This is a genomic window from Thalassospira sp. B30-1 (genome assembly GCF_015767575.1).
In the GTDB taxonomy this organism is placed as follows: Bacteria; Pseudomonadota; Alphaproteobacteria; order Rhodospirillales; family Thalassospiraceae; genus Thalassospira; species Thalassospira xiamenensis.
Map to the genome: position 1 here is coordinate 3,562,215 of NZ_CP065232.1, position 14,536 is coordinate 3,576,750.

At 55.7% G+C, this 14,536-nt stretch carries 11 protein-coding genes; 3 read left to right on the forward strand and 8 right to left on the reverse strand.

Annotation, left to right across the window (positions count from 1 at the left end; translation table 11 throughout):
• From IT971_RS16830 to IT971_RS16865, 8 genes are all read right to left on the reverse strand, one after another.
• Window positions 1-1,260, reverse strand: a complete 1,260-nt coding sequence (locus IT971_RS16830; RefSeq protein WP_110252648.1) for an ABC transporter substrate-binding protein — start codon at window positions 1,258-1,260, stop codon at window positions 1-3.
• 272 nt (window positions 1,261-1,532) lie between these two features.
• Window positions 1,533-2,915: a M20 family metallopeptidase gene (locus IT971_RS16835; RefSeq protein WP_063095094.1), complete on the reverse strand. Its 1,383-nt coding sequence runs from the start codon at window positions 2,913-2,915 to the stop codon at window positions 1,533-1,535.
• A 66-nt stretch (window positions 2,916-2,981) separates the two neighbouring features.
• Window positions 2,982-4,568 carry a gamma-glutamyltransferase gene (locus IT971_RS16840; protein ID WP_063095092.1) on the reverse strand — a complete coding sequence of 529 codons (1,587 nt, stop codon included), beginning with the start codon at window positions 4,566-4,568 and terminating at the stop codon, window positions 2,982-2,984.
• Window positions 4,565-5,530 (reverse strand): ABC transporter ATP-binding protein, encoded by a 966-nt coding sequence (locus IT971_RS16845; RefSeq protein ID WP_007089759.1) that lies wholly within the window; start codon window positions 5,528-5,530, stop codon window positions 4,565-4,567. Before IT971_RS16845 ends, IT971_RS16840 begins: the two co-directional genes overlap by 4 nt.
• Window positions 5,530-6,543 (reverse strand): ABC transporter ATP-binding protein, encoded by a 1,014-nt coding sequence (locus tag IT971_RS16850; protein WP_063095090.1) that lies wholly within the window; start codon window positions 6,541-6,543, stop codon window positions 5,530-5,532. The genes IT971_RS16845 and IT971_RS16850 overlap by 1 nt, the downstream gene beginning before the upstream one ends.
• 10 nt (window positions 6,544-6,553) lie before the next feature.
• Window positions 6,554-7,477 (reverse strand): ABC transporter permease, encoded by a 924-nt coding sequence (locus tag IT971_RS16855; RefSeq protein ID WP_007089761.1) that lies wholly within the window; start codon window positions 7,475-7,477, stop codon window positions 6,554-6,556.
• 1 nt (window position 7,478) lies between these two features.
• Window positions 7,479-8,396, reverse strand: coding sequence for an ABC transporter permease (locus IT971_RS16860; RefSeq protein WP_007089762.1), 918 nt, complete (start codon window positions 8,394-8,396; stop codon window positions 7,479-7,481).
• A 25-nt stretch (window positions 8,397-8,421) separates the two neighbouring features.
• Complete coding sequence (locus IT971_RS16865) at window positions 8,422-9,939, reverse strand: ABC transporter substrate-binding protein (RefSeq protein ID WP_063095088.1); 1,518 nt, start codon at window positions 9,937-9,939, stop codon at window positions 8,422-8,424.
• A 178-nt stretch (window positions 9,940-10,117) separates the two neighbouring features.
• Between IT971_RS16865 and IT971_RS16870 the strand changes: the two genes are divergently transcribed.
• The 3 genes from IT971_RS16870 (at window position 10,118) to ftsZ (ending at window position 14,276) form a co-directional block, all read left to right on the forward strand.
• Window positions 10,118-10,897, forward strand: coding sequence for an IclR family transcriptional regulator (locus IT971_RS16870; RefSeq protein WP_037992128.1), 780 nt, complete (start codon window positions 10,118-10,120; stop codon window positions 10,895-10,897).
• A 187-nt stretch (window positions 10,898-11,084) separates the two neighbouring features.
• Complete coding sequence (gene ftsA / locus IT971_RS16875; RefSeq protein WP_007089765.1) at window positions 11,085-12,335, forward strand: cell division protein FtsA; 1,251 nt, start codon at window positions 11,085-11,087, stop codon at window positions 12,333-12,335.
• A gap of 255 nt (window positions 12,336-12,590) precedes the next feature.
• Window positions 12,591-14,276, forward strand: a complete 1,686-nt coding sequence (gene ftsZ / locus IT971_RS16880) for a cell division protein FtsZ (RefSeq protein WP_007089766.1) — start codon at window positions 12,591-12,593, stop codon at window positions 14,274-14,276.
• Window positions 14,277-14,536 lie beyond the last annotated feature (260 nt).

Genomic DNA, 14,536 nt, shown 5'->3' on the forward strand with positions numbered 1-14,536 from the left:
TTATTGAGCGGATTCAACCGCGTTGACGAGTTCCTCGACAGCGGCCGCACTGTCATATTCGCCGTTAAAATGCGCGGTAATCACGTCATACATCGCGTTTTTGACCCCGGCCGGAACCGAATGGCCATGCGCCATCGACCCGAACAGTGTGCCCTTTTCATTGGCAGCAGCAAGTTCGGCCATGCCTTTTTTGCCACAGGCATCAAAGTCGTCATTGGGCACATCGGTGCGCGCCGGGACCGATCCCTTGACCACGTTGAATGCCGACTGGAAGCTTGGCGACATCACGGCTGATGCCAGTTTCATCTGCGCGTCCTGACGGTCTTCGCCAACCTGGAACATCACGAACTGGTCAGAGTTGAACGTCACTGCATCCTGTGTTCCGGGGAAACGGAAGCACATGAAATCAGTGTCGGGCACCTTGCCGGCATTCAGAAACTCGCCCTTGGCCCAGTCGCCCATGAACTGCACCCCGGCTTCCTTGTTGATCACCATCGCGGTCGCAAGGTTCCAGTCCCGGCCCGAGAAATTGTCATCAACATAGGTGCGCAGTTGCGCCATGCGATCAAACACGGTTTTCATCGTGTCCGACCCCAGCGCGTCCGGATCGGTATCGATCATGGATGCCTGATAGAATTCCGGCCCGCCGGTTGCCATGACGACCGCATCAAAGATCGTCGCGTCCTGCCATGCCTGTCCACCGTGGGCGACCGCGGTGTAACCGGCATCCTTGATTTTATCGAGCGCCGCAATCAATTCGTCCCAGTTGGTCGGCTGCTTCAGGCCAAGCTCATCAAAGATCGCCTTGTTGGCCCAGACCCAGTTGGTTGAATGGACGTTGACCGGGGCCGCGATCCAGTGACCGTCATATTTCGAAAACTCTTTTAAGGCATCGGGAACAACTTCTTCCCAGCCTTCCTTTGAGGCCAGATCGTCAAGATTGCCCAGAACACCCTCGCCCGCCCAATCCTTGATATCAAAACCAAGCATCTGAACCGCGGTCGGTGCATTGCCCGATGTAACGCGTGCGCGCAGCACGGTCATGGCCTGTTCGCCACCACCACCAGCAACCGGCATGTCGTTCCACGAAACACCCTGATCTTCGAGATCCTTTTTAAGAACCTGAAGCGCCTTCGCTTCGCCGCCCGCCGTCCACCAATGCAGGACTTCCACACTTTGCTGTGCCGATGCGATGCTGGTTGAAAGCCCGAATGCCGCGATCATACCGATCCCGGCACATGTCATTTTGCCAAGAAACATGCTGTTTCCTCCCTGTTGGCTTTTTTGATTTGGCAGTTGATTACTGCAACGTTACAGGTCGAAGTCAAGCGCCTCCTGTAACGTTGCAGTACAGCAAAGCCGCCAACAGGCGCAAAACCTGTGATTGATCCGACTGCGTTATTGCGTCGCAAAATAGTGCATTTGTTATTGCCGGAAACTGGAACGCGGAAGACTCCGCCTCATATAAAAAGGCGCCAGCCATGATCCTGTCATGGTTTCTGGCGCCCGAATTTTCGGATGGCTTGCGATGGTCAGGCGGCGTCGCCGATATCCCAGAACACACCGGCCATCATTTGCAGGGCCTGTCGGCTGAGGCTTTGCAGGATGTGTTCGTTGGGCGCATGCTGAGAGCATGATGCATAGGAATGCGGCACCCAGACGGTTGGCAGATCAAGGATATAGGCAAATGTATCATTGGGCAGCGACCCGCCAAGATTGGGCAGGATTGCCGGTTTGGTTCCGGTGGTCTTGATGATTGAATCGCGTACACGCGTGACCCACGGATGGGACGGGTCAAGCCGGGTTGCCCGGAAGAACCCCTTGGCCGAGGGAATGATTTCAACATCCGTAAAGCCATGTTTATCAAGGTGGCGGCGCAAAGCCGGCAGAATGTCATCCGCATCCGTGCCGACCACATAACGCAACTGGCAATGCGCAATAGCTTCAGGCGCGATGGCGTTGACCGGTTTTTCAGGGTTTCCGGCCTTTGCCGCAAGTACCGCAAAGCTGTTCCAGCCATAAACCTTTTCCGCCAGTGACAGGCTTTCCTCGCCCCAGTCAGGGTTGATTGTCGGCCCGGTTTCGGGTTGGGTGATTGCGCAATCCTTTAGGGCTTCCCGGACTTCGTCATTCAGGCTGTCAGGACGCCATTCCGGTACCTGAATCTGTCCTCGACGATCAACGATGGATGCAATCGCATGCGAAAGAACAATCATCGGGTCTTTCAGCAAACCGCCCCAGTTCCCGGAATGGTGGCCGCCTTCACGATATTTAAGCGACAGCGCAAAATTGATCGCCCCGCGTGACCCCATGAACATGGTCGGGCGTTCGGCACTCAGGCGCGGACCGTCCGATGCAATCAGGACATCGGCGGCAAACAGATCGCGATAATTGGTAAACAGTTCGGCAAGGCCGGGCGACCCCGCCTCTTCGCCCATCTCAATGATGACCTTGCAGTTAAAGCCCAATGCACCACGTGTCTGAATGACCGACCGCAGGGCCGCCAGATTGATGCAATGCTGCACTTTGTTATCCGCCGTACCGCGCCCGTAAATCCGATCACCTTCGATCACCAGCTTGAAAGGTTCAAGGCCTTCGCGCCATTCGCCTTCCTGTGCGAGGATCACATCGCCATGCCCGTATGTCAGAACAGTCTGCAGGTCATCACCTTCGTGTCGTTCGGCAAACAGGAACGGTCCGAAACCGGGCTTGGGATTATCGATGATGCGGGTTTCAAACCCCATATCGCGCACCATCGGCACAATCACATCGGTAAGATACCCATAAAGCGCTTCGAGATTATCGGGCTTCTGGCTTTCGGTTTTCTGTTCGACCATTCGACGCAGTTCGTCGATAAACTGCCCATCTTCAAAATACCGGGTTACATTTTCGATAGCATCAGCACGCGTTGACATTGATTGATCCTTGTTCTTTCCGATAAGCCATCCAATTCCCAAAGGAACGACGGAGCATTTTGTGTTTCACGAACCATCCCGGTTTTCCGCCACCGCATCGCCCCAGGGCGACATGATTTCGGTCATGCCCTGATTGAAGTTTCCCTGCCGAAGAACCCCGGCCGGGCAGGCAAAGGCATAGGGGAAAGCGGTCCGGCGCGTGGTCACGCAACGATGCCCTTCCCCCAGAGCCGCAATGATATCGGGCGAAAGGCTTTGATCGATGATCACCGTATCGCCGCCGCTGAAATCAACCCGCGCCTGATGGAAGGCGTCTTCGAGGGTCATATCGAAATCCATCAGGCAGGATGTCAGTTGCAGGATGGCTGGCAAAATCTTGCGCCCGCCCGATGCTCCGATGGCAAAACGCCGGTCCTTGTGCCGCCCGATTGCCGGGCAGACATTCATCAAACACCGCTTATTAGGTGCTAACGAGTTTGGCCGTCCCGGTTCGGGATCGAACCACAGGATCCCGTTATTCATCAAAAGCCCGCTTCCGGGCAGCACGACCTTGGATCCGAAAATGGACAGCAATGTCTGGGTCACCGCGACCATGTTGCCATGTCGATCCGTCACACTGAAATGCGTGGTGCAGGCGGGGGCGCGACTGTCATCAACGTCCCCCATATCGCGCAACCGGCGTTTATAGGTCGCCTTAAGCGCATCGACATACGCCCCATAGGCATCCGCCCCCGGTGACGTCCCCTCAAAATTCTGATGCGACAGGATTTCCAGACATTCCGCAAGGTTTTCACCCGCCGTCATCGCAGGCGGCGTATAGACCGCCCCCCCGCGATAGGATGCTGTCAGCGGATCAGACAAAACAGCCTGATAGAACTTCATGTCATCAAGCGACAAACATCCCCCGGCGTCCCTGACATCGGCAACGATTTCCGCCGCAAGATCGCCTTCGTAAAATTCACGCGCACCTTTATCGGCGATGCGTTGCAGGGTGGCCGCCATCCGGTCAAGATTGATCCGCTTGTCCGAAAGGGCCGTCCATCCGGCAATAGTCGGCCACTGCCCATCTTCCAGAAAGGTCTCCGCCGCGGTCGGGTTTTTGGCAAGTTCGCGGGTACTAGACGCGATGATAAGGGCGGCATACCAATCAACCGATAACCCGCCCGACGCAAGCTTGGCCGCCGGCGAAACAAGATCACGCCACGGCATCGTGCCAAACCGGTCAAAGGCAAGCTCCATACCGGCAACGGTACCGGGTACCGCAATCGCGGTTGCACCAATCTGGTTACGATCCCCGACGACCCGCGCCCACGGGAACAGGTCGCCTGCAACGCCTTGGCCCGATAACGGATAATCGGCGATATCAAGCCCGGCGGGGGACCGCATCCCGAAGGTAATGCTATAGGTCCGGTCTTCATCGGCACGATAGATCATCATCGCACCGCCACCGGCCGGGCCACTCATCCAGGGTTCGACCACCCCCATGGCAAAGGATGTGGCAATCGCGGCATCAATGGCATCGCCACCGGCGGCAAGAATGTCAGCCCCGACCTGGGCGCCTAGCTTATGCTGGGCTGCGACCACCCCACCATTTTCGACGGCGACGACGTTTTTACGGACCGACTGCATGTTGGAAAAATTGTCGCGGATCATTGAACCGCCCCTTCGACCAGATGACATTCAACCCGCTTGCCCTGATGCAGGGTCGCCACCGGTGCCTTGGTCGAACAGATATCAATCGCGCGCGGGCAGCGCGGATGGAAATGGCATCCACTGGGCGGGTTGATCGGATTGGGGAATACGGCACCCAATTGCGTGTCGGGCACGCCAAGGGACGGGTCCGGCGTCAGAACGGATTCCAGCAACGCATTGGTATAAGGATGATCCGGACCGGCAAACAGCGAAGATGCTTCTGCTTCTTCGACAATGCGCCCCAGATACATTACCGCCACCCTTGTTGCGAGATGTTCGACCACCGCAAGATTGTGACTGATGAACAGATAGGTCAGCCCGAATTCATTGCGCAAATCCGACAGCAGATTAAGAATTTGCGACTGTACCGACACATCAAGCGCCGATGTCGGTTCATCGCAGATCACGATTTCCGGGCGCATGATGAGTGCACGTGCAATGGCGACACGCTGACGTTGCCCGCCCGAAAGCTGGCTGGGATAACTGCGCAAAACCCGTTTGGGCAAACCGACAACATCAAGAATATCGGCGGTCTGCTTATCCCAGTCACGCGGATCGCCGACCTTGTGCACCCTTAGCGGCAGCGAGATGATATCTCCAATCGTCTTGCGCGGGTTCAGCGATGAATAGGGATCCTGGAAAATCGGTTGGATACGCCGCGCCAGATAGGATCTGTCATGGCTGGTAATGTCTTCGCCATCGACCAGAACCCGGCCCTGTGTCGGCGTTTCCAGTCCCAGCAAAATACGTGCAAGGGTACTTTTGCCACAGCCGGATTCCCCGACAAGGCCAAGGACCTCTCCCTTTTGCAGTTTCAGGGTCAGTTCATCGACCGCACGAAGATCCTTGCGTTTGCCAAAGATGCCCTGCTTGATCGAAAAAATCTTCGACACATTTTCAAGTTCAAGAACCGGAACGGACATTATGCTTCCCCCGATTTTGGCTGGTTCATCGACAGGGATGCAGACCTGTCATAATCGTGAACACAGCGATAAAGATGCCCGGCGGGTGAAATCCGGGCCGGTATATCGGACGCACATTGCGCTGTTGCCTCGTCACAGCGGCTTCGGAAAGCACAACCAGCAACATCACCGATAAGAGACGGCACAATACCGGGGATCGAGCCCAGATGTTCGCCAACCGCGGTTTTGCCCGGCACCGGAATGCAATTAAGCAACCCGCGGGTATAAGGGTGCTTTGGCGCGGTAAAGACTTCGGCAGCACTACCGGCTTCGACCATTTCACCGGCATACATGATGGCGACCTTGTCCGCGACGCGGGCCACCACGCCCAGATCGTGGGTAATCAGGATCATCGCCATGTTCAATTCACGCTGAAGATCCTTAAGCAGGCGCAATATCTGCGCCTGAATGGTGACATCAAGCGCGGTTGTCGGTTCATCCGCAATGATCAGATCAGGTTCGCCCATCAGGGCCATGGCAATCATAACGCGTTGGCGCAGACCGCCTGAAAGCTGGTGGGGATATTGTTTCATACGGTTGGCCGCCGCCGTGATCCCGACCTTTTCCAGAAGTTCGATGGCACGGTCACGCGCTACCGTCTTGGGGACCTTGCGATGAAGCAAAAGGGCTTCCATCAGTTGATCGCCAATCGTGTATGCCGGATTAAGCGAGGTCATCGGTTCCTGAAAGATCATCGAAATCCGGTTGCCGCGCAGTTTGCGCATATCCCGATTGGATGCGGTTTGCAGATCGACACCTTCAAAATCCAGAACCTGCGCCGAACGTTGCGCCTGCTTGGGCAGAAGTCCCATGATCGCAAGCGATGTCAGGGACTTGCCACTACCTGATTCACCCACCACACACAGGGTTTCACCCCGCTTCACATCGAAATCAATGCCGCGCACGGCATGCAGCGTTCCGGCTGCCAGCGGGATATCAACCGTCAGGCCGCGAACAGAAAGAATGTTTTCCATACTGATGCCCCTAGTTGCGGTTTTCAGGTGCGGAAACGTCACGAAGACCGTCACCCAGCAAATTGATCGCCAGAACAAGGATGAACAGCGCGACACCCGGGATGGCAATCATCCAAGGCTGGAACAGAAGCATCTGTTTGCCTTCCGACACCATCAAGCCCCAGGACGGTGTCGGCGGTTGCACCCCCAGGCCCAGGAACGACAGGGCCGCTTCAAGCAGGATGGCATGCGCCATTTCGAGCGTCACAATCACGATCAGACTGTTGGCGATGTTCGGCATGATTTCGCTAAACAGGATGCGCTTGGTTGAACAGCCGATGGCCTTGGCCGCCGTGACATATTCCATGGATCGCAATTGCAGGGTGGCAGATCGCATCACAACCGCGAACCGATCCCAAAGCAAAAGGCCAAGAACCGTAATCACCACCTGAAGTGATCCGCCAAACAGTGCGACCACCGCCAACGCCACCAGAACCACGGGCATCGCAAGACGCACATTGATCAAAAAGGTGACACAGGCATCGACACGTCCGCCGAAATAACCGGCGGCAACGCCCATACTGGTGCCGATAATGCCGGAAATCAGGGCCGCAATCGCCCCGATGGCCAGTGAAATACGTGCGCCATAAAGCAACCGTGAAAGATAATCCCGCCCGAGATGATCGGTACCAAGGATGTTTTCCCAACTGCCTTTGGCATCCCAGACGGGCGGGATCATTCGATGCATCAAATCCTGATGATAGGGATCATAAGGTGCCAGAAGAGGTGCGAAAAGCGCCATCAGGAAGATGGTCAGAAGCACGATGGCACCAAACATCAGTCCCTTGTGACCAAGGACTTTGGTCAGCAGAACCTGTCGCGGCGTCGGGCCGCTCAGGACTTCAGCTTCAACCTTGGGTGCCACTGTGTTGATGGTTTCGGTCGTGTTGGTCATGTCAGCCCACCCTCATGCGCGGGTCAAGCCACGCATTCAACAAATCCGACAGGAAGGTGAAGACGATATAGAACATCGAAAACACCAGAATCAGGGCCTGTACGGTTGGCAGATCGTTGCGACCAATGGATTCCCACGCCAGATAGCCCGCCCCATGCAGGGCAAAGATCGATTCAACGACAATCGACCCGCCTAGCATGAAGCCCATCTGAACGGCGGCCAGACTGACAACCGGGATGATGGCGTTGCGAAGGGCATGCTTGAACATGACCCGGAATTCACCCGCCCCCTTGGCGCGTGCGGTGCGGACATAATCCGCACCCAGCACATCAAGCATCCCGGCACGGGTCAGGCGCATGATGGCAGGCATCGCGTAATAACCCAGCACGATGGTCGGCATCACAAAGTTCTGCCAACTGTCCGAACCGGAAGGCGGCAGGATGCGAAGCTTGATACTGAACAGGACAATCAGGACCAGGCCAAACCAGAAACTGGGCATGGCCTGCCCCATGACCGAAAGGAATAGCGCAATCCGGTCAATAAGACTGTTGGGGCGAACGGCGGCGGCAACGCCCAACGGCACCGCCGTCAGAAGCGCAAACGAGATTCCGCATACGCCAAGCAACATCGTGACGGACAGACGCTCCGCAACCAATTGCGACACCGGCAGTTTGAAATAGTAACTTTCGCCGAAATCGCCCCTGATCGCGTTGAACATCCATTCGCCATACTGAACGACCCATGGTCGATCAAAACCGTAATAAACCCTTACAGCCTCGATATCCTCGGCATTTGCCGTTTCACCCGCAATAGCCGCCGCAGGATCCCCCGAAAGATAGAGAAGCGCGAAGCTAAGCATGGAGACGGCAAGCGTCACCAGCAAGGCCAAGCCAAGCCTTTTTAACGTATATACCAACACCGTTCTGAACCCCTGATCCGGAGGATTATTTCCAGTTCATCTGGAAGAAGCGCGGAATTGCATCCGTGGTCGGTGCATATTCCAGATCCTTGGTGAACACGTAGTTCGAGTTATAGGAGAACAACGGCAACCAATAGGCTTCTTCCGCAATGCGCTTCAGGGCTTTGGAATAATATTCCTTGCGCTCCTCGGAATCGACGGAACTGTCGGCAACATCCAGCCATTCCTTGACCTGCTTGTCTTGCGCACTGTCAAGACTGCCAAGCTTGAAATACTGGCTGACGATCGCCGACGCATCATTGATCGAATAGGATCCCCATGTCTGGAACGACATCGGTACTTCGCCCTTCATGCTCAGTTCACGCAGGGCGGAGTATTGCAAAAGCTTGAAATTGCTTTTGATACCGACCGCTTCGAGATAGCCCAGCATCGCTTCGGCATATTCGCGATCGCGATAGGCATAGAAGTCAATTTCCAACCCGTCCGGATAACCGGCTTCGGCAAGAAGCTGCTTGGCTTTTTCAGGATCATAGTCATAGACAGCGACGTCCTGTGCACAGCCGAACTGCGACGGGAAGCAGGCCGAATTGACCACACGGGATTTACCTTTGAGCATCGATGCAACGATGGCTTCGCGGTCAATGGCATGCGAAATTGCCTGACGCACAAGCTTGTTGGTGAACGGGTTGCTTTCACCGCTGCGACCGGCGGCATCAAATTGCAGATAACCGATGCGCATGGTGCTTTCGTTGGCAACCGTGAATTCACCCATCGCGCCAAGGCTTTCGGCCTGATCTGGCGGCACCTGCCAGATCCAGTCCAGACCGCCACTGAACAGTTCGGCAGCCTGCGTGTTGAAATCGGGAATGGTACGGATATCCAGACGACCGATATTGGCCTGCCCCTTCGGGCTGTCCTTGTGATAATTTTCGTACTTCTCCAGCACGAAATGCTTGCCCGGCTCGACTGAAACAACCTTGTAAGGACCGGTCCCTACCGGATTAAGTCCCATGCCGGTCGGACCAGCTTCGGCGTAATATTCGTTGGGATAAATCGATACAGGTCCGGCAAGATATTCGATTGCTGCGGGGAATGGTGCTTTCAGATGAATGCGGACCTTGAACTGGTCAATCTTCTCGGCACTTTCCATCCAGTTGACGTTGCGCTGGGTTTTCACCCCGTTCTTTTCGTCCGCAACCCAGTTCACGGTCGCGACCACATCGTCGGCGTCGAAAGGCTCGCCATTGTGGAACGTCACACCCTGGCGAAGATTGAATTCAAGGGTTTTGTCATCAACCCATTTCCAGTCCGTCGCCAGATTTCCCTGATACTCGCCGGTATAAGGATCGCGATACACCAGCCCATCCCAGATGGAGCGTTGCAGAATAACGCCTTCACGCGCCGAGTTGAAATAACTGTCGACATTTTCAAGCTCTTTGGAGAATGCGACATTGAGGGTATCGTCTGCTTTGTTGGCAGCAGCTGTTCCAGCAGCGGCCATGACGAGGGCAAAGATTCCAGCCCCCTTAAGGATCTGTTTCATTATAGCCTCCTGATATGCGTGCCTTACTTCACGGTGTTCGCGGCAAGACACATTAGATGCATTTAAAACATCTTGTATTATATTGTAATACAGCGTACTGTATAAAACTACGATAAGGCAACTGGAAGCTGCATGTCAACCAGCACGTTTGCCATTAAAAAACCGAGGAAACGCGACCATGGCGAATGCCAAAGCCCGGCAGCAGGACACCCTTTTTGTCACATCCCTTGAAAAAGGCATGCGGATACTCGAAGCTTTTTCAGAAGACAAAACCGAACTTGGGCTGGCCGATCTTGTAAAGGTTACCGGCCTCGAGAAGAGTGCGGCACAACGATATGCCAACACGCTTTACGAGCTTGGCTATCTGGAAAAGAATCCGGAGACTCGCCGGTTTCGGCCATCCGTCAAATATCTGGAAATGGCGTACAGCTATCTGTGGGCTGATTATCTAGCGCAGTTGGCAATGCCCCGCCTGATCGACCTGAGCCGCCAGACATCCCAAACCATCAACATGGCCGAGCCCATCGGAACCGATATTATTTATGTCGTGCGCATGCCCAACCACCGCACCAATTTCGGGGCTTCTGCGATTGGCCGACGGGTGCCAGCACTGGTTGCCTCGTCCGGGCGCATTATCCTGAGCCGCCAGTCAGATCAGGCCATTCGTGACGCAGTGAATAATTGGCCAATCCGGCAATACACCCCCCGGACAACGATGGATCGCGATGCCATACTCGACAATATCCTGATGGCACGCGAAAAGGGATATTGCACCACACAGGGGCAGGTTTTACCCGATGAAGTCAACGTTGCCGCCCCGATCTGCAGCATTGACGGAATACCGGTTGGCGCCATCCACTGTTCTTTGCCGTCGATCCGCTGGACAATCGAACGCGCGGAAGCAGAAATTGCCCCGCTTGTAGTTGAAGCAGCCCAATCGATCGTGCCATCCAGATAAGGTAAAACCCGGTCCGGCCAGACCAAGGGAACGCCAGCACAGCCTCAGACAGACGCACAGCTTTGGAAAATACCGAATAACGCGGCCCTGCCTTAACCAATTTGCAACAGCTTATGGGCGAAAACCGGCATAAGATCTGGCGGACAGAAATCAGATCATAATTTTTAAAAAAGTTCAGAGCATTCAATTGGCACGCAGCAAAACCAGATCAGGCTTGATCGCGGCCTTGGACATCGGCACGTCCAAGGTCTGTTGCTTTATTGCCCGACGTGAAAAGGGCGAAGCCCCGAAAGTCATCGGCATCGGACATAACATGTCCAAGGGGCTGCAAAGCGGATCAATTGCCAATCTTGATGCTGCACAGGAAGTTGTCCTTGCGGCGGTGAATGCGGCCGAGAAAATGGCAGGCCACACGATTGATTCCGTCATCGTCAATCTGTCTGGCGGCAGCCCGGAATCAGAAACCCACACGGTTGAACTGCCGCTGGGATCGCGTCCGATTGGCAATCTTGAAATCCGCAAACTGAACGATCAGAAGGACGCCGTTCTGCGCCAGGCGGGTGACGAGTTGATCCATACCGTGCCGCTGGGCTTCAGGGTCGATGCCGCCACAGGTCTTCGTGATCCGCGCGGCATGTACGGGTCTGTCGTCGGGCTTGATCTGCATTTTGTGCGCACCCAGACCGCCCCGCTTCGCAATCTGGAAACCCTTCTGGGGCGTTGCCATCTGAGGATCGAGGAAACAGTCGTCACCCCACTGGCATCGGGCCTGTCGGCTTTGACTGCCGATCAACGCGACCTTGGCGCGACTGTCATCGATATGGGGGCCGGCACCACAAGCGTTGCCGTCTTCCACGGCGGTCAGGTGATCTATACCGCGACCGTACCGGTCGGCGGGGCGCATGTGACGCGCGATATCGCCTATGGGCTCAATACATCGCTTAATCATGCCGAACGCATGAAAACACTGCACGGCAGTGCTTTGACATCGCCGTCCGACGATCAGGAAATCCTGGCGGTCCCTGTGATCGGCGATGAAGACGAAAACAACGTCAATCACGTGCCGCGTTCGATGCTGATCAACATCATCAAACCGCGCCTTGAAGAAACGTTTGAGTTGATTCGCGATCAGTTGGACGAGCATGGCCTGTCACAGATCGGCGGCCGTTCCATCGTTCTGACGGGTGGTGCCAGCCAGCTTAACGCGATTGCCGATCTGGCAAGCCAGATGTTCGAACGCCCGGCCACCATTGCCACACCGCACGGGGTATCAGGTCTTGCCGAAGCCACAGCCGGCCCGGCATTTTCGGCCTGTGCAGGTTTGTTGTTGCGCGCCCTTCAGCAGCAGAACGATCCGCTTAGCGAAGCAATGGCTCAAATCCGTCAATCGGGTGGGCGTTGGGGTCGACTTGGCGCATGGTTCAAGGAAAACTTCTAGTTTCCCTGTCCGTCCCAAGGCTTTTCGCGGCCTGCCCGATCCGGCAGGAAAGGCGTTTTACGCAACGCGAAAATTATTTCGCGAAAAAAACGCGATAATTTTCGAAATCTTCCATTGTTATTAATACGGCAATAACTCTTTGCCCGCTAAAACGAATGCCAAGGTCTAATGTCCGGGGGACACCTGAGACTTAGCGTGGCAACGGGAAGGCCGCGCCGATCTTAAGCTCTAAAGCGCGGAGAGGAAGAGCAAACAATGAGCACGATCAATTTTTCCGTTCCTGAAACGGAAGAAAACCTGAAACCGAAGATTACCGTTATCGGCGTCGGTGGCGCTGGCGGAAACGCCGTTAACAACATGATCGCATCCGAACTTGAAGGTTGTGATTTTGTTGTTGCCAACACCGACTCACAGGCCCTGAGCCAGAGCAAAGCAGCACGCAAGATGCAGCTTGGTCGCAAAATCACCCAGGGTCTGGGTGCTGGCGCACGTCCCGATGCGGGCAGTGCGGCCGCCGAAGAATCCATCGAAGACATTCAGGCCCAGCTTGAAGGCAGCCACATGGTGTTCATCACCGCGGGCATGGGCGGCGGTACCGGTACCGGTGCGGCCCCGGTCATTGCACGTGCTGCCAAGGAAGCCGGCATTCTGACGGTTGGGGTCGTTACCAAACCGTTCCATTTCGAAGGCACGCGCCGTATGCGCACTGCCGAACAGGGGATCGAGCAGCTTCAGCAATATGTTGATACGCTGATCATCATTCCGAACCAGAATCTGTTCCGGGTCGCGAATGAAAAAACCACATTCGCAGATGCCTTCCAGATGGCTGATGACGTTCTGCGCAACGGCGTGCGCTCCATCACCGATTTGATGATGGTCCCGGGCCTTGTGAACCTTGACTTTGCCGACATTCGCACCGTCATGAGCGAGATGGGCAAAGCCATGATGGGCACCGGTGAAGCCACGGGTGAAAAACGTGCCCTTGAGGCCGCCGAGGCCGCCATCGCAAATCCGCTTCTGGAAGATGCTTCGATGAAGGGCGCACGTGCGGTCCTGATCAACATCACCGGCGGCATGGATATGGCCCTTTACGAAGTCGACGAAGCCGCGAACCGTATTCGCGAGGAAGTTGCTTCGGAAGCCAACATCATCTTTGGTTCGACGTTCGACCCGACCATCGAAGGCGCACTGCGCGTTTCCGTGGTTGCCACCGGTATCGATGCCGAGGAAGTCCGTCGTCCGCAGCCGACCACCGTTTCGGTTGCCCCGGTCAAACCGGCCGAACAGGCCGCAAAACCGGCAACCCCATCCTTTGGTCAGCACGGTGCGGCAGCCGCCGTCGCCAGCGCCGCGGACGCCGCCATTGCAAATGGGCATGATGGTTATCAGGGCGGTGCATCAATCGACGAAATTCCGGCAGAACGTTTTGCCGCAACCGGCAGCGCCCAGCAGCCGGAACTGAGCAATCAGCCTGCTGGCAACAATACCGGTTCGATTGAACTGGGTCAGACCGTTCTGAAACCGAAGCCGGTTTCGCGTCCGGCACAGCATTTCACCCCGGCCGAAAAGCCGAAAGAAAACGGTGACATGGCCTTTATCCCGCCGCGCCCAGCCCGTCCGAGCGACGCAGAACAAAATCACAGCCCGGATGTGTTCGAAGCAGCAGATGCCCAGAACGCAACCCCGCCGCGCTTTGGTCTGCGGACCCTGTTTGGTAAAAACAAGGGCGGTCACGAAGACCATTCAGAACAGTCTCACCACGCGGCACCGCGTCAGGCACACCCGCAGCCGCAGGCTCCGGCACCGCGCCAGACCGAAATGTCGCTTGGCGAGAATGCAAACCAGTCCTTGAAGGCGGATCCAGCTTCCCGCGTCAAGACGTCGAATGCGTCTGACGACCTTCTGGAAATTCCGGCCTTCCTGCGTCGTCAGGCCAACTGACGACATTCTCCGCGCGAAGAAGGGGAAGGCTTTGGCCTTCCCCTTTTTTTAATGCGGTCCAAGTTTTTTAATGCGGCCCGGTCATCCAAACATCTGCCTCTGCGTAACCTGAAATGATATTCGATCAGATTTTCCACATTGTTTCTTTATTTATCAGTTACTTATCCAGTTTACAAAGCGTAACAAAGAGTGATTTGTTCTCTTGTCACAGCGCCTGTAGGGTCTGAAACTAAGAAATGGGGTTCATACCCCAAGCGCCG